Consider the following 15,759-nt stretch of genomic DNA (forward strand, 5'->3'; position numbering starts at 1 on the left):
GACTACAAACCCAAGCTGAAAGGAACTTATCCGAATGGCTGTCAAGATTCGTCTTTCCCGTGGCGGTGCCAAGAAGCGTCCGTACTACCGTATCGTAGTTGCTGACGTTCGTGCTCCGCGTGACGGCAGCTTCATCGAGAAAGTCGGTACCTATGATCCGATGCTCCCGAAGGATGCTGACAACCGCGTGACCTTCAAAGAAGAGCGCATCAAATACTGGCTGTCTGTTGGTGCACAGCCGACCGATCGTGTTGCACGTTTCCTTGGCAAGGCTGGCCTTGCTGACGCGTTCAAACCGACCGAACAGCCGCAGAAGTCGGCTCCGAAAGCGAAAGCCCAGGAACGTCTTCGTGAGAAAGCTGAAAAAGCTGAAGCTGCTGCTGCCGCTGCTGCGGAAGCCGCTGCCGAAGCAGCAGCACCTGCTGAAGAAGCTGCAGGCGAGTAATCGCTGAACGCACGCTTTGATCAGATACCGGAAACTTGTGAACCGAAATGGCTGATACCCGCAAATCCAAGAACGACGAAGCTTATGTCTGCGTAGGCATGATCACCGCCCCGCACGGGGTGCGTGGTGCCGTGCGCGTCAAAAGCTATACCGTCGACCCGGATAACCTTGTCGGTTACGGCCCGTTGTTCGACGCCAAGGGACGCGTGAAATACAAGCTGTCTCCTGTCGGACATGTCCGCGACCAGCTGATCGCCAAGATCGAAGGTGTGGACGACCGGGACGCCGCCGAACGGCTGCGGGGTACCAAGCTTCATGTACCACGGGCGGCACTGCCCGAGACGGAAGATGAAGACGAATTCTATCTTGCCGACCTTGTCGGTCTGAAGGCCTTCCACATTGATGGATCGCTGTTCGGGACCGTACGGGGCGTGGCTGATTTTGGCGCTGGCGACGTAATCGAAGTCGCGCTTGAAGAAGTCCGTGGCAAGGTTGTCGTTCTTCCGTTTACCAAGGAAGTTGTTCCCGATGTGGTGCTTTCGGAACGCAAGCTGGTGGTAAATCCGCCCGAGGGGCTCCTGCAGGATGAAGACGGACCCGGCAATCGCAGCCGCCGTCCCAACAAATCCCGCAAGGACTCTCAGGCCGACCGCGATTCTGATGCCGTCACTGCCGATGCAGTAGGCGCGGAAACCGCGACCGGCAGCGGAAAGGAGGCCTGATCGATGTCTGTGTGGCAGGCAAAAGTTGCAACCCTGTTCCCGGAAATGTTCCCGGGTGTGCTTGGTCAGTCTTTGGCTGGCAAGGCGCTTGAGAACGGGATCTGGTCGCTTGATGTCAAAGACATCCGCGATCATGCAACCGACCGCCACCGCACTGTTGACGACAATCCTTTCGGGGGCGGGGCCGGCATGGTCATGCGCCCGGATATTGTCGACGCTGCCCTGCGTGAATTGCGTGCCGACGCACCGCAATTGCCGCTGATTTATCTCAGCCCGCGGGGAAAAGTGCTGAACCAGAAACGTTGCCGCGAACTGGCAGCGGGCCCGGGTGCCATCCTGTTGTGCGGTCGTTACGAAGGTATCGACCAGCGTGTACTTGATGAACACCAGGCCGAAGAGATCAGCATCGGCGATTACATCCTCATGGGCGGCGAACTGCCGGCCATGGTCCTGATTGAATCGTGCATTCGCCTCATCGAGGGAACGGTCAACAAGACCGAATCCGTCGACGAGGAAAGCTTTGAAACCGGGTTGCTTGAATATCCGCATTACACGCGCCCGGCCAATTGGAACGGGCGTGACGTGCCGGAGATCTTGCTTTCCGGACATCATGCCAAGGTACAAGCCTGGCGGCATGCACAGGCAGAAGAAATTACTCGTGAGCGACGCCCGGACCTTTGGGACCAGTATGTCGCAAACGGGAACATCAAAGAGGGTTAAACCATGACCAACATCATCCAGCAGCTCGAGAATGAGCAGCTCGACAAAATCGTTGCGCAGCGCGAAGTTCCGGAATTCGACGCAGGTGATACCGTTCGTGTACACCTGAAAGTCGTTGAAGGTACCCGTGAGCGTATCCAGCAGTTCGAAGGCGTTTGCATCGCCAAGAAGAACCGCGGCCTCAACTCTTCCTTCACCGTGCGTAAAATCGCATCGGGCGAAGGCGTTGAGCGTATCTTCCAGTCGTACTCCCCGGCCATCGACAAAATCGAAGTCGTTCGCCGCGGTGACGTTCGTCGCGCGAAACTGTACTACCTGCGTGGTCGTACCGGTAAATCTGCACGTATCGCCGAGCAGACCACCGGCCACAAAGGCAAACTGACCGCAGCAGAACGCGCGAAGAAGTAATTCTCCGCCGTTTGGCTATGTCAGACGAAAAGACGGGCTCACCTTCGGGTGGGCCCGTTTTCTTTTGCACCTTCGTGGACGCCAGCATTTACACCATCGCGCCAACCGGGGGCGAAATAAATACGCAAATGCACCTTAAAGTTGCATTATAGCGAATCGCCCGATTTCCGCCTGATATGATCAGACCCGCAGAAACCATACCATTATTTGATCAGCTTTTTTTATATCAGATATCCCTAACCTATATCGATTTCACTGGATTTGGCTACTCTGGGATGCTGTAATTTTCGCGATTCAATTTCCGGGTGTAAATGACGGTAAAACACGCGCACCGCACCTTGCGATTTAAAGGCCGCGGTGTATAAAGGCACTCCCGCGGCAAAAACAATCAAACCCGCGTGGTTCTGGATAATAAAATTTCGCAAACCGGATTAAGCCGGTTGCGCCGGAGAAAACGCCATAACCGATCTGCTGCCTTGGGCAGGATCACCATGCGTATTTTTCGAGACATTCCGAGCCACACAGACGGGGCGGTTGTTGCTGCTCAAAAGATCGATGTTTTATGAGGAGGTCGAGATGGGTCAACCTAAAACCCTTTTTGACAAGATTTGGGAAAGTCATGTGGTCGATACGCAGGATGATGGCACCTGCCTGCTGTATATTGACCGTCATCTCGTCCACGAAGTTACCAGCCCGCAGGCATTCGAAGGTCTTCGCAATTCCGGCCGCAAAGTGCGCCATCCCGAATTGACCCTTGCTGTGCCCGACCACAACGTTCCGACGTCTGACCGGTCCCAGGGCATCAAGGAAGAAGACAGCCGCATTCAGGTCGAAACCCTTGACCAGAACGCGCGCGAAACCGGCATTCATTATTTCCCGATGAACGACCTGCGTCAGGGTATTGTTCACATTGTCGGCCCGGAAGAAGGCTTTACCCTTCCCGGCGTGACCATGGTTTGTGGTGACAGCCACACCTCGACCCACGGCGCATTCGGTGCCCTGGCATTCGGTATCGGCACGTCCGAAGTCGAACATGTTCTGGCAACCCAGACCCTGGTTCAGAAACCCGCCAAAAACATGCTGGTCAAGGTTGAAGGCGACCTGCATCCGGGCGTTACCGCCAAGGACATCACCCTTGCGATCATCGGTCGTATCGGTACGGCTGGCGGTACCGGCTATGTCATCGAATATGCCGGCTCGGCGATCCGTTCGCTGTCGGTTGAAGGCCGCATGACCGTCTGTAACATGTCGATCGAAGGTGGCGCACGTGCCGGCCTGATCGCACCGGACGAGAAAACCTTTGAATATATCAAAGGCCGTCCGATGGCCCCCAAAGGTGCCGCATTCGAACAGGCTGTTGAATACTGGAAAACCCTGCCGTCTGACGAAGGTGCCCATTACGACAAGATTGTCGAAATTGATGCGGCCGACATCGTCCCGCAGGTTACCTGGGGCACCAGCCCGGAAGACGTCGTACCGGTTACCGGTGTTGTTCCGTCGCCAAGCGACGGCAAGGACGCCGGCAAGCAAAAGGCCATCGCCCGTTCCCTCGAATATATGGGTCTGACGGCTGGCACCCCGATCGAAGAAATCAAGATCGACCGCGTGTTCATCGGTTCGTGCACCAACGGTCGTATCGAAGATCTGCGTGCCGTTGCCGAAGTCGCCAAGGGTCGCAAGGTTTCCCCGTCGGTCAATGCCATGATCGTTCCGGGTTCCGGTCTGGTCAAGGAACAGGCCGAAGCAGAAGGCCTGCATGAAATCTTCATCGAAGCAGGCTTTGACTGGCGCGAGCCGGGCTGCTCGATGTGTCTGGCAATGAACCCGGACCGTCTGGCCCCGGGCGAGCGTTGCGCTTCGACTTCGAACCGTAACTTCGAAGGCCGTCAGGGTCGTGGTGGCCGTACCCACCTCGTCAGCCCGGCCATGGCAGCAGCAGCTGCAATCACCGGTCACCTGACTGACATTCGCAAACTCGGTTAAAGAAGGTTCCCATGGCCGATACCGCATTCATCAATTTTCGCGAAAACGCCCCCCGTATGGGACGTGCTGCCGTGCTGGAGCAACTTCTGCCCCAGCTGACCGGCATCAACCTGCCCGACTTTGTCGCACAGGAACTCGACGCGACCGAAGAATTGATCGAAGCACTGGGCCTGGCCTGGGAAACCGGAAGCAAGGGATAAGACGATGGAAAAATTTACCAAGCTCACCGGTGTTGCTGCACCGCTGCCGATGATCAATGTCGATACCGACATGATCATCCCCAAACAGTTCCTTAAAACCATCAAACGTTCTGGCCTTGGCAAGAACCTGTTTGATGAAATGCGTTACGACGACAATGGCAACGAGATCCCTGATTTCGTTCTGAACAAGCCGGCCTATCGCAATGCGCAGATACTGGTATCTGGCGACAATTTCGGCTGTGGTTCGTCGCGTGAACACGCGCCTTGGTCGCTGCTCGATTTCGGCATTCGTTGCGTGATCGCGCCGAGCTTTGCCGACATTTTCTATAACAACTGCTTCAAGAACGGCATCCTTCCGATCCGTCTGCCGCAGGAAGATGTCGACAAGCTGATGGCCGATGCCGAACGCGGCGCCAATGCCACTGTCACCGTTGATCTGGAAAATCAGGAAATCACCGGTCCGGATGGCGGCTGCATCAAGTTCGAAGTCGAAGAATTCCGCAAGCATTGCCTGCTGAACGGTCTTGATGACATCGGTCTGACCTTGCAGAAATCCGATGCCATCAACGCATTCGAAGCCAAGCGCGCTGCATCGCAGCCCTGGTTGTCGCTCTAATTCAAAAAGGGGTGGCGAACGGTTTCGTTTGCCGCCCCTTTTCTATCGCTACGGGGTGAGCGGCCCCGAAAATATCTGGGAAGGATTCTTTTATGACCACCACCAAAAAAGTATTGATGCTGCCGGGCGACGGAATTGGTCCCGAAGTCATGCGTCAGGTCCAGCGCGTCATGGACTGGATGGCGAAAAAGCGCAATGTGAACTTCGAAATCACCGAAGGCCTGATTGGCGGTGCGTCGATCGATGCACATAACAACCCGCTGACCGACGAAACCCTTGCCGATGCAATGGCAGCGGACGCGGTTCTGCTTGGTGCTGTTGGTGGTCCGAAATGGGACGATCTTCCGTTTGATATCAAACCGGAACGCGGTCTTCTGAAAATCCGCAAGGAAATGGGCCTGTTTGCCAACCTGCGTCCGGCACTGGTGTTTGACGCACTTGTTGGTGCATCGACCCTGAAAGAAGAAGTCGTCAAGGGTCTCGATATCATGATCCTGCGCGAACTGACCGGCGGCATCTATTTCGGCCAGCCGCGCGGCATCGAAGAACGCGACGGTGTTCGCACCGGTTTCAACACCCTTGTCTATTCCGAACCGGAAGTCGAACGCATCGCGCGCGTTGCTTTTGACATGGCCATGAAACGTGACAAGCGTCTGTGCTCGGTCGACAAGGCCAACGTTCTGGAATCCACCGTTCTGTGGCGCGAAGTTGTTGAACGCGTTGCCAAGGACTTCCCGGAAGTCGAAGTCAGCCACATGTATGTCGATAACGCATCCATGCAGCTGGTTCGTAACCCGAAACAGTTCGACGTGATGGTCACCACCAACATGTTTGGCGACATTCTGTCGGATTGCGCTGCCATGCTGACCGGATCGCTCGGCATGCTGCCATCCGCATCGCTTGGTGCGGCCGACGCTGACGGCAAACGCAAAGCACTTTATGAGCCGGTACACGGTTCCGCACCGGACATCGCCGGTCAGGACATCGCCAACCCGCTGGCAACCATTCTGTCCTTTGCCATGATGCTGCGTTACTCGTTCGACATGGGCGACGATGCAACCCTGATCGAAAATGCGGTTCAGAACGTCCTTAAGGGCGGCCTTCGCACCGGCGACATCATGCAGCCGGGCATGGCAAAAGTTTCGACCACCGTCATGGGTGAGTCGCTGATCAACGAACTCGACAAACTTGTCTGATCCTTCGTTCTGATCACAAATTCAAAAGGCCGGGTTTATTGCCCGGCCTTTTTGCTATCCGGGTCGATTTCAACGGCATTGCCGACGACCGCCTCAAACAGCGCAAGCTTGTCGGGATTGCGATGCACGAACAGATCCACAATCCGACCATCCTTTTCCGTTGCGCTTAGTGCGGTTTCAACCACGCCATCCACCATCATCAGAAGCCAGCATTCCCCGTCCAGCACCACATAGAACGCCCGTTCACGTGGATTGCGTTTGCGCCAGACACCAACAAAGAACCGTGCAACATGATCCGGACCATAAAGCGGATTGGCAGTGGCCAGCGCCTTGCCACCGCCATCGGAATGCAAAATGACATCCGGGGCAAGCTGGGTCAGAAGCTGACCGACATCACCAAGACTAAGCGCCGTGACAAAGGCCTGCATGCGTGTCTGATCACATGGCTGTCCGGTGATTTCCGGTGTCGCATCGCGGTCATTTTCACGCTTCATTTTGCGCCGGGCCCGAAACAGGATCTGACGGGTATTGTTCGGGGTGCGTTCGATCACCGGGGCAATATCATCATGTGCCCAGTCAAACACCTCATACAGGACAAGTGCCACCCGTTCGACCGGCGCAAGTCGTTCAAGCATCAAAAGATACGCCTGCCCCAGACCTTCCTGTTCGATCAGGTTGGTTTCGGCTTTGGGCGGTTCTGGCGGCATCCACGGTTCGGGCAACCAGTTGCCGACATAGTTTTCGCGCTGGCGCCGGGCCGATTTCAGAACATCCAGACAAATATTGCTGCACACCCGGACCAGCCAGCCGGTTGCATCCTTGATCTCGGCGTGATCCTGCTTGCGCCATCTGAGCCACACATCCTGCACCGCGTCTTCGGCGTCGGCATGACTGCCCAGCATCCGATAGGCCAGCGCCGTCAGACGTGCGCGATGCTGTTCAAAAATCGTATCTGACATCCTGTACCCATCAAACGGGTGAAGCGGCACGGGATTACCCCGTACCGCCTGATCTTGTTGCTTGCGTTGCTTCATCCTGCCCGATGGACCTTCCTGTTGCAAAGAGACGATATCATCTGTCTCCCGGACAACGGGCGCGGAAAGCCCGGTCATGCAAATTCGTGCTGGGCAATGCCAAGACGGTTCCAGGCATTCATGGTTGAAATCACGCAGGTCAGTTCCGAAATCGCATCGGCTTCAAAATGTGCCAAAAGCGCACGGTGGCTTTGTGCAATGCGTTCCTGACTTTCGACCCGGGTCAGGCATTCCGCCCAGTCAAGTGCGGCGCGTTCGGCATCGTCAAACCCGTCTGCGGCGCGCCAGACCGGCAACATCGTCAGTTTGGCCGCATCGCCACCATGTTCGGCAAAACTTTTGGCATGCATGCGCAGGCAAAACGAACACTGATTGATCTGTGACACGCGGCATTCGATCAAATCACGGAGAACGGCTGGCACCTTGCCATTTTCAACAATGGCCGTGGCCAGACCATACATCGATTTGAACAGGGTCGGGCTGGTATCGGGGAATGAAAAACGGCTCATCATGGTTCTCCTTGCTCGGTAACGGGATCACGTCCCTTCTGCCCACAAGGACGAAACACAAACGGACCGCGTTACACGGCCCGTCCGTCTTTTTTTGTTTTTTCCGCGTTCACCCGGTAAACGCGCCCGAAAAACCTAGGCCATGCCAAGCTTTTTCAATGCATCGGCCAGGGGCGCATGCATGACCCATTGCCAATCCTCCCCCGTCGACTGTTTGCCATCGGCCAGGGTAAAGATCGCCGCAAGATAATCACTGACATCGGATTTGCAGACCGGCAGCCCCGCAGCAGTTGCGATTTTCCCGGCCAGTCGGCCATATTTCTTGTGCCCGATCCGGCAGCCGAAATGCCCGACCGTTTCAGCCAGCTTAAGACCGGTAATTTCGCGCCCCGGTGCCCGTGCGTGGGCACGCAACATGTCCCGTTCGCAACTCGACAGTTCGATCGCACCCAGTGCCTTGACGTAATCTTCCACCTGCCCGATATGCGCGGCCCGGCTTGTTAGCGATGTCTCGCTGCCCTGATGATCAGTGTCATCCCAGTTCATCACTTTCAGCATGTCGTTTCCTCCCGACAAAAGACCGGTTGATCGCTTTTTCACATCTGTCGTGCCGGTCGATCACGCGATGTGTCTTGGGACCCTTAAACAAGTCAGGGCGGGAAACCATCGTTCCCCGCCCTGTATCCTCAGGCATAGTCAAAGCCCGGCTTGGTAAAGACAAACTGGCCAACCCGCATGCCGCCACCGCCTTCTGACTCGTCAAAGGCATTGATGCAGCCCGCCAGATAGAATTCCCACATTCTGCGGAATTCCTCGTCATATTTGACCGGGTCAAGTTCATCACGCACCGCCCGGAACCGGTCACGCCAGGCCCGCAATGTCCGGGCATAGTTGCGCCCGGCATGGAAATGCGATGCCTCGACCATCAGATTGGCGTGCTCGGCGGCTTCGATCACTTCATGAACCGCCGGAATATAGCCGCCCGGGAAGATATATTTGTCGATCCAGGGCGATGTAAATTCGGCGCGCGGCTTGATGATGGTGTGAATGACGGCCCGCCCACCGGCCTTAAGCAGTTGGCCAACCTTTTCGAAATAGGTTTTGAACTGATGGCGACCGACATGTTCGAACATGCCCACCGATACCACCCGGTCATATTTTCCGGCATTGGCATCGGCAAAGACCCGGTAATCAAGCAAATGATAATCCAGTCCGCTTTTGGCATTGTCGCCCATCTCGGCCCGCTTTTGCTGCGCCCAGTTATATTGTTCGGTCGACAATGTGATACCGTGGACCTCGGCCCCTGTTTCGCGGCGGATAAACCGGCTTAACCCGCCCCAGCCGCAACCGATATCGACCACCCGCAATCCCGGCTCGTTGATCTTGAGCCGCTGGGTGGTCAGGCTCATTTTGCGGTGTTGCGCTTCTTCAAGGGTTTGCGCCCCGTCATCCCAGAAGGCACATGAATATTGCATCTCCGGATCAAGGAAGCGGGTATAAAGATCATTGCCGATATCATAGTGATGGCGGACGCGTTTTGATGCTGCCTTGACGGTGGTAAACTGGGCAATCTGGAATTTGAGCGCCTGCAACTTTTCGATAAAGGTGCCAAAGCCGCTCGACGAATGTCCGCCTTCGAAATTAAGGCGCAACACGCGGATCAGATCTTCCATTTCACCGCTGACAAGGTCAAAGCCGCCATGCATATAGGCTTCGCCAAATCCCGGATCGGGACTAAGCGCCATTTTAAGGGTGTTGGTCCAGTCGGGCACGGTCATGCCCGCACGCGGTTCCGAACCATCACCCAGAACGATTTCATGTTTTTCATCCACGCGGAAAACCAGCGTTCCGCGCGTTACATGTTCCCGAAAGAAATCGAGAACCTTTTTCTGTGTCCAATCCAAACTCATCGGGTACGTCATCGGCCGTCCTTTTTGCAAAAGTCGGAAAACTGATCGCCCCATATGCAGCAATGCCGCATATCTGCATCTAACCCTTTGTCAGGATCGTTTTATCTTGCCATTTGGAAGGTCGTCAGATGGTGGCAGCGGTTTCGCGATGCGATCCGAGCCGAAAGCAGAAATCAACCAAGCAGGATGCGAAACGATTCTGATTTCGGGTTCGACACATGAACCCCGTATACGATTTTGCCAGATTTTTCTGCGATCTCAAGTAGTAATCATAGGTGGAATGACAAGGATGCGCTTGCGCAATTGTCGTGAAAGCCTTACATCTCGCGCCAGATTATCAGACATTATCCACAGGCATGCGCCTGCGCCGTCCGAACCGCCATGCGGCTTATTGCCTGCGTTGGCCCGGGTCCGGCCTCCATGCCGACCAGACTGAAAAGAGGCACCTGATGGGCTATAAAATCGCCGTTGTCGGCGCGACCGGAAATGTCGGGCGCGAAATGCTCAACACTCTTGCCGAACGCAAATTTCCCGCCGATGAAGTCTTTGCACTGGCATCCTCGAAATCAATCGGTCGTACCGTTTCCTATGGCGAAGACGATGATCTGAGCGTATCGGACGCGGCCAATTTCGATTTCTCGCGCGTTGATATTGCCCTGTTCTCGGCCGGCGGGGAAACCGCCAAGAAACTGGCTCCCAAGGCCGCCGAGGCCGGCTGTGTTGTTATCGACAATTCCAGCTATTGGCGCATGGAACCGGGCGTTCCGCTGATCGTGCCCGAAGTCAATGGCGATGCCCTTGCCGGTTACGCCAAAAAGAACATCATTGCCAACCCGAACTGCTCGACCATTCAGATGGTGCTGGCCCTTAAGCCGCTTCATGACATGGCATCGATCAAGCGTATCGTGGTTGCGACCTATCAGTCGGTATCCGGGGCCGGCCGTGCCGCCATGGACGAACTGTTCAACCAGACGCGCGGCATCTATGTGAATGATCCCCCGCAAAAGGAAGAATTCACCAAACAGATCGCCTTTAACGTCATTCCGCATATCGACAGCTTCATGGATGATGGCGCGACCCGTGAAGAATGGAAAATGACGGTCGAAACCCGCAAGATCCTGGATCCGGAAATTGCCGTTCACGCAACCTGTGTGCGTGTTCCGGTCTTTGTCGGCCACGGCGAAGCGGTCAATATCGAATTCGAAAAACCGATCACCGTCGAAGATGCCCGCAAGGCAATGAAAGATTTCCCGGGTGTGTCGGTTGTCGATTACCGCCAGGACGAAGGCTATGTCACCCCGCAGGAAGTCCAGGGCGAGGACAATGTCTTTGTCTCGCGCGTGCGCAAGGATCCGACGGTCGAAAACGGCCTGTCACTGTGGTGTGTCGGCGATAACCTGCGCAAGGGTGCGGCCCTTAACGCGGTTCAGATTGCCGAAAAACTGGTTGCGGATTTCCTGCCCAAGAAATAAGGAAAACCAACAGCTTCCTTTGCAAAACCCGCCCTTTTTGGGGCGGGTTTTGTCGTTGATAGACGCATGGACGCTGGTAACAATTCCAAAAAGACGGTAGGGAAAAAGACAAGACTTCAGCGATAAAAGCGTTCATCACCCAGTTGGCGCATGATGAACAAGAAGATATGTCGGGGGGAATCGGATGGTCAAAAGAACGCGCAAGGAAGCAGCCCGTCTGGATGAAGCAGCCCGCGCGGGCTGGCTTTACTATTGTGCCGGGAATACCCAGGACGAAATCGCCCAGAAGCTTGGCGTTTCACGTCCGACCGCGCAACGTCTGGTCTCGGCCGCCGTCAGCGAAGGACTTGTCAAAGTCCGCCTTGATCATCCCATCACCCATTGCATGGAACTGGGCAAGGCGATCTGCGAAAAATACGGTCTGGCCAATTGCGATGTCGTGCCCACCGACCCCTCCGCCCCCGAGGCAATGTTTGGCATGGCACAGGCCGCCGCAACCTATCTTGAGCGCGCCTTGCAGTCTTCTGATCCCAAAATCATCGCCCTTGGCACCGGGCGTGCCATGCGCGCCATGGTCGATGAAATCGGCCGCATTGACGGCAGTCACCACAAGATCGTCTCGCTGGTCGGCACCATCGCCCATGACGGGGCGGCAAGTTTTTATGATGCGGTCACCGATCTGGCCGACCGCACGCGCGCCCCGCATTATCCGTTGCCGATCCCGGTGATCATCGAAGATCCGAAAATGCGCGAACGCATGCAAAAGCAACCGCCGATGGACAATATCCTGAAACTCGCCCGCGAAGCGGATATCCGCTTTATCGGTGTCGGGCATCTGGGCGATGACGCACCGCTTCATATTGACGGATTTATCACCAGGGATGAACTGACATCCCTGCGTCAAAGCGGTGCAATCGGCGAAGTGATCAGCTGGTCCTTTGACGAAGACGGCAATATCCTTGATCACCCGGTCAATCATTGCGTCACCAGTGCCCCGGCGGTTCAGCCGGCCACCAACACCATCGCCGTCGCCAAAGGGGCCAAAAAGGTCGCAGCGATTCGCGGGGCCATGCGCGGAAAACTGATTTCGACCCTGATCACTGACGAAGCCACCGCCGAAGCTTTGCTGCGCTAGCACCGCGCGCCAGGCTGCGACAATATAACGCATAGCCACCCTGTCAGGCCGCCTGACAGGGTTTTGTTTTGTGCGCCGCAAAAACGAATTCGTTTGACAATATGCCGCGAAATTGAGTGAATGCTCATTACCTGAACAAATGATCAAGACGGACAGCCAAAGTTGTCCAACGGGTAGACAGTCCTTTTGGGAGGAAATATGAAACGCGTAATGGGAGCAGCGCTGTGTGCGCTGTTGGCTGGCGGTATCGCACACGCCAATGCCGAAACGAAACTGACCATCGCAACCGTGAACAACGGTGACATGATCCGCATGCAGAAGCTGACGGATGATTTCACCTCCAAGAACCCGGACATCACGCTTGAGTGGGTAACCCTCGAAGAAAACACCCTGCGTCAGCGCGTCACCACTGATATCGCCACCAAGGGCGGTCAGTATGACGTCATGACCATTGGCACCTACGAAGTGCCGATCTGGGCCGAAAAGGGCTGGCTCGCACCGCTCGACAATCTGGGTGCCGACTATGATGTCGATGACATCATGCCGGCCATCCGTTCGGCCGTTTCCAAGGATGACGCGCTTTATGCTGCACCGTTCTACGGTGAAAGCTCGATGATGATGTACCGCAAGGACCTGTTCGATGCGGCCGGCATTACCATCGATGGTCGCCTGACCTGGGACCAGACCCTTGAAATCGCCAAGAAACTCCACAAACCGGACGAAGGCGTCTATGGCATCTGCCTGCGCGGCAAGGCCGGCTGGGGTGAAAACATGGCGCTGATCACCACCATGGGCAATGCCTATGGCGCGCGTCTGTTTGATGAAAACTGGAACCCGACCTTTGACAGTGCCGAGTGGAAAGCAGCACTCGACATGTATACCAACATCCTTGGTAACTATGGTCCTCCGGGTGCAACGTCGAACGGCTTTAACGAAAACCTGTCGCTGTTCAACTCGGGCAAATGCGGCATGTGGATCGATGCAACCGTTGCGGCATCCTTCGTGACCAACCCCAAAGAATCCAAAGTTGCAGACAAGGTCGGCTTCACCGAAGCGCCGTGCGCTGCGACCTGCACCGGTGCCAACTGGCTCTGGGCATGGAACCTTGGCATCCCGATGGGTTCCCAGAAAGTCGAAGCCGCCCAGAAATTCATCGCTTGGGCGACCTCGAAAAACTATCTCGAACTGGTAGCGTCGAAAGAAGGCTGGGCAAACGTACCGCCGGGCACCCGCATGTCGCTTTATCAGAACCCGAAATACCTCGAAGCCGCACCGTTTGCTGACGAGACCCTTCTTGCCATCGACAGTGCAGACCCGATCAATTCGACCATGAAACCGAAACCCTATGTTGGTGTCCAGTTCGCTGCGATCCCGGAATTCCAGGGTATCGGCACCACGGTCGGTCAGCAGTTCTCCGCAGCTCTTGCCGGTCAGATGTCTGTCGATCAGGCCCTTTCGGCCGCACAGTCAAGCACCGACCGCACCATGCGCAAGGCTGGGTACTACTGATACACCACAGGCCGGAAGTCATTTCATCGCACATCTGAAATGATTTCTGGCCTGCGCCTCCTTGACCTGATGAACTTGGGGCGGTGGTTGCAAAACGCACCGCCCTCTTTCCATCCGGAAAAGGATCCGCAACATCAATCTCGGGGAGCACATCATGTCGACACGGGCCTCGACCCTGACCGGGCGTATCATGTCCGCACCGTCGATCATTGTCCTGTTCTTGTGGATGGCCGTCCCGCTGGGCATGACGATTTACTTCTCCTTCCTGCGCTACAACCTGTTGTCGCCGGGAATGGAAGAATGGATCGGCACACTTAATTACGAATTTTTCCTGACCGATCCGGCCTTTTTTGCATCACTGGCAAACACGCTTTTGCTGGTTGGATCTGTTTTGGTCATCACCGTTGTTGGCGGCGTCCTTTTGGGACTGATGCTTGATCAACCGATTTTCGGGCGCGGTATTCTGCGTCTTCTGGTGATTGCCCCCTTCTTTATTATGCCGACCGTGAATGCACTGGTCTGGAAAAACCTTTTGATGGACCCGGTTTCGGGGATGTTTGCGTGGATTGCCAGCCTGTTTGGCCTGCCCGCGATTGACTGGTTTACCAATGCGCCGCTGACCTCGATCATCATCATGGTGTCCTGGCAATGGTTGCCCTTTGCCGTTCTGATCCTGCTGACCGCACTTCAATCGCTGGACCGCGATCAGAAAGAAGCCGCCCAGATGGACGGGGCCGGTCCGGTTGCGATCTTTTTCTATATCACGCTTCCCCATCTTAGCCGTGCGATCACGGTGGTGGTGCTGATCGAAACCATCTTCCTGCTGACCGTCTTTGCCGAAATCTTTGTCACCACCGGTGGTGGCCCGGGTCTGGCAACGACCAATATCGCCTTCCTCGTCTATACCCAGGCGCTGTTGCAGTTCGATGTTGGTGGTGCATCTGCCGGCGGCATTGTCGCGGTCATTCTGGCCAATATCGTGGCGATCTTCCTGATCCGCCTTATCGGCAAAAACCTGGACAAATAAGGGGCGCGACATGGAAAACAAACAAACACCCCTTGGCTATATCAGTTTCTCGGTCTTTGCCTGGATCGTCGGTCTTCTGATCTTCTTCCCGATTTTCTGGATGGTTCTGACCAGCTTCAAGACCGAGCTCGAAGCCGTTTCGATCCCGCCCAGCTTCATCTCCTTTGACTGGACGCTTGAAAACTATGCCGAGGTCCAGGAACGGTCGAACTATTTCAAGTTCGCCATGAACTCGGTGATCCTTGCGGTCGGGTCAACACTGGTCGGGCTGGTCTTTGCCGTGACCTGTGCCTGGGCCATGGCCTTTAACCCGACCAAACGCACCAAGGATGCGCTTCTCTGGATGCTGTCGACCAAAATGATGCCGCCGGTCGGCGTGCTGGTGCCGATCTATCTGGTGTTCCGCGACTGGGGACTGCTTGATACGCGCTTTGGTCTGATCATGGTTCTGTTCCTGATGAACCTGCCGATCATGGTCTGGATGCTTTACACCTATTTCAAGGAAATCCCGACCGACATTCTCGAAGCCGCACGCATGGACGGCGCAACCCTGCCCAAGGAAATCATCTTTGTGCTGTTGCCCATGGCCGTGCCCGGCATTGCCTCGACCATGCTGCTCAATGTGATCCTGGCCTGGAACGAAGCGTTCTGGACGCTCAACCTCACCACGTCCGATGCCGCACCGCTGACCGCTTTCATTGCCTCCTATTCCAGCCCCGAAGGGTTGTTCTGGGCAAAGCTTTCAGCTGCATCGACGCTCGCGGTGGCGCCCATTCTGGTCATTGGCTGGTTCTCTCAGAAGCAGCTTGTTCGTGGTTTGACATTCGGCGCGGTCAAGTAACCGCAGGCCCAATCGAAATAGAGAAAGAAGGA

At 55.8% G+C, this 15,759-nt stretch carries 17 protein-coding genes; 13 read left to right on the plus strand and 4 right to left on the minus strand.

Features of this window, described 5'->3' with window-relative positions:
• The first annotated feature begins 34 nt into the window (after window positions 1–34).
• From rpsP to leuB, 8 genes are all read left to right on the plus strand, one after another.
• On the plus strand, window positions 35–445 hold the full coding sequence (gene rpsP / locus SIB88_RS20065) for a 30S ribosomal protein S16 (protein WP_068519848.1): 411 nt from the start codon (window positions 35–37) through the stop codon (window positions 443–445).
• 47 nt (window positions 446–492) lie between these two features.
• Entirely contained in the window at window positions 493–1,167 is a 675-nt protein-coding gene (rimM, locus tag SIB88_RS20070) for a ribosome maturation factor RimM (RefSeq protein WP_101247249.1), read from the plus strand.
• Between the two features lie 3 nt (window positions 1,168–1,170).
• Window positions 1,171–1,887, plus strand: coding sequence for a tRNA (guanosine(37)-N1)-methyltransferase TrmD (trmD, locus tag SIB88_RS20075; protein ID WP_068519850.1), 717 nt, complete (start codon window positions 1,171–1,173; stop codon window positions 1,885–1,887).
• 3 nt (window positions 1,888–1,890) lie between these two features.
• Window positions 1,891–2,295, plus strand: coding sequence for a 50S ribosomal protein L19 (gene rplS / locus SIB88_RS20080; protein ID WP_068519851.1), 405 nt, complete (start codon window positions 1,891–1,893; stop codon window positions 2,293–2,295).
• Between the two features lie 576 nt (window positions 2,296–2,871).
• Window positions 2,872–4,278, plus strand: coding sequence for a 3-isopropylmalate dehydratase large subunit (gene leuC / locus SIB88_RS20085; RefSeq protein WP_101247351.1), 1,407 nt, complete (start codon window positions 2,872–2,874; stop codon window positions 4,276–4,278).
• 11 nt (window positions 4,279–4,289) lie between these two features.
• Window positions 4,290–4,478, plus strand: a complete 189-nt coding sequence (locus tag SIB88_RS20090; RefSeq protein WP_068519852.1) for a hypothetical protein — start codon at window positions 4,290–4,292, stop codon at window positions 4,476–4,478.
• Between the two features lie 4 nt (window positions 4,479–4,482).
• Complete coding sequence (gene leuD, locus SIB88_RS20095) at window positions 4,483–5,094, plus strand: 3-isopropylmalate dehydratase small subunit (protein ID WP_068519853.1); 612 nt, start codon at window positions 4,483–4,485, stop codon at window positions 5,092–5,094.
• A 92-nt stretch (window positions 5,095–5,186) separates the two neighbouring features.
• Window positions 5,187–6,290: a 3-isopropylmalate dehydrogenase gene (leuB, locus tag SIB88_RS20100; protein ID WP_068519854.1), complete on the plus strand. Its 1,104-nt coding sequence runs from the start codon at window positions 5,187–5,189 to the stop codon at window positions 6,288–6,290.
• A gap of 35 nt (window positions 6,291–6,325) precedes the next feature.
• On the opposite strand, the gene sigJ is transcribed toward leuB, so the two are convergent.
• From sigJ to SIB88_RS20120, 4 genes are all read right to left on the minus strand, one after another.
• Window positions 6,326–7,249, minus strand: a complete 924-nt coding sequence (gene sigJ / locus SIB88_RS20105; protein WP_287465316.1) for an RNA polymerase sigma factor SigJ — start codon at window positions 7,247–7,249, stop codon at window positions 6,326–6,328.
• Between the two features lie 149 nt (window positions 7,250–7,398).
• Window positions 7,399–7,833, minus strand: coding sequence for a carboxymuconolactone decarboxylase family protein (locus tag SIB88_RS20110; protein ID WP_412565923.1), 435 nt, complete (start codon window positions 7,831–7,833; stop codon window positions 7,399–7,401).
• A gap of 135 nt (window positions 7,834–7,968) precedes the next feature.
• On the minus strand, window positions 7,969–8,391 hold the full coding sequence (locus tag SIB88_RS20115) for a hypothetical protein (protein WP_341651126.1): 423 nt from the start codon (window positions 8,389–8,391) through the stop codon (window positions 7,969–7,971).
• Window positions 8,392–8,519: 128 nt separating this feature from the next.
• Window positions 8,520–9,743, minus strand: a complete 1,224-nt coding sequence (locus SIB88_RS20120; RefSeq protein WP_228196087.1) for an SAM-dependent methyltransferase — start codon at window positions 9,741–9,743, stop codon at window positions 8,520–8,522.
• A 449-nt stretch (window positions 9,744–10,192) separates the two neighbouring features.
• Between SIB88_RS20120 and SIB88_RS20125 the strand changes: the two genes are divergently transcribed.
• The 5 genes from SIB88_RS20125 to SIB88_RS20145 all read left to right on the plus strand — a co-directional run bounded on the left by SIB88_RS20125 (window position 10,193) and on the right by SIB88_RS20145 (window position 15,727).
• Window positions 10,193–11,215, plus strand: a complete 1,023-nt coding sequence (locus SIB88_RS20125; protein WP_068519858.1) for an aspartate-semialdehyde dehydrogenase — start codon at window positions 10,193–10,195, stop codon at window positions 11,213–11,215.
• A 184-nt stretch (window positions 11,216–11,399) separates the two neighbouring features.
• The gene (locus SIB88_RS20130) at window positions 11,400–12,350 is read left to right on the plus strand and encodes a sugar-binding transcriptional regulator (protein WP_068519859.1); all 951 of its coding nucleotides are present in this window, start codon (window positions 11,400–11,402) and stop codon (window positions 12,348–12,350) included.
• Window positions 12,351–12,548: 198 nt separating this feature from the next.
• Window positions 12,549–13,859 (plus strand): ABC transporter substrate-binding protein, encoded by a 1,311-nt coding sequence (locus SIB88_RS20135; protein WP_101247254.1) that lies wholly within the window; start codon window positions 12,549–12,551, stop codon window positions 13,857–13,859.
• 154 nt (window positions 13,860–14,013) lie between these two features.
• Complete coding sequence (locus tag SIB88_RS20140) at window positions 14,014–14,886, plus strand: carbohydrate ABC transporter permease (protein WP_068519861.1); 873 nt, start codon at window positions 14,014–14,016, stop codon at window positions 14,884–14,886.
• A 10-nt stretch (window positions 14,887–14,896) separates the two neighbouring features.
• Window positions 14,897–15,727 carry a carbohydrate ABC transporter permease gene (locus SIB88_RS20145; protein ID WP_068519862.1) on the plus strand — a complete coding sequence of 277 codons (831 nt, stop codon included), beginning with the start codon at window positions 14,897–14,899 and terminating at the stop codon, window positions 15,725–15,727.
• Window positions 15,728–15,759 lie beyond the last annotated feature (32 nt).

This window comes from Thalassospira sp. MIT121401 (assembly GCF_047125595.1).
Lineage (GTDB): Bacteria > Pseudomonadota > Alphaproteobacteria > Rhodospirillales > Thalassospiraceae > Thalassospira > Thalassospira povalilytica.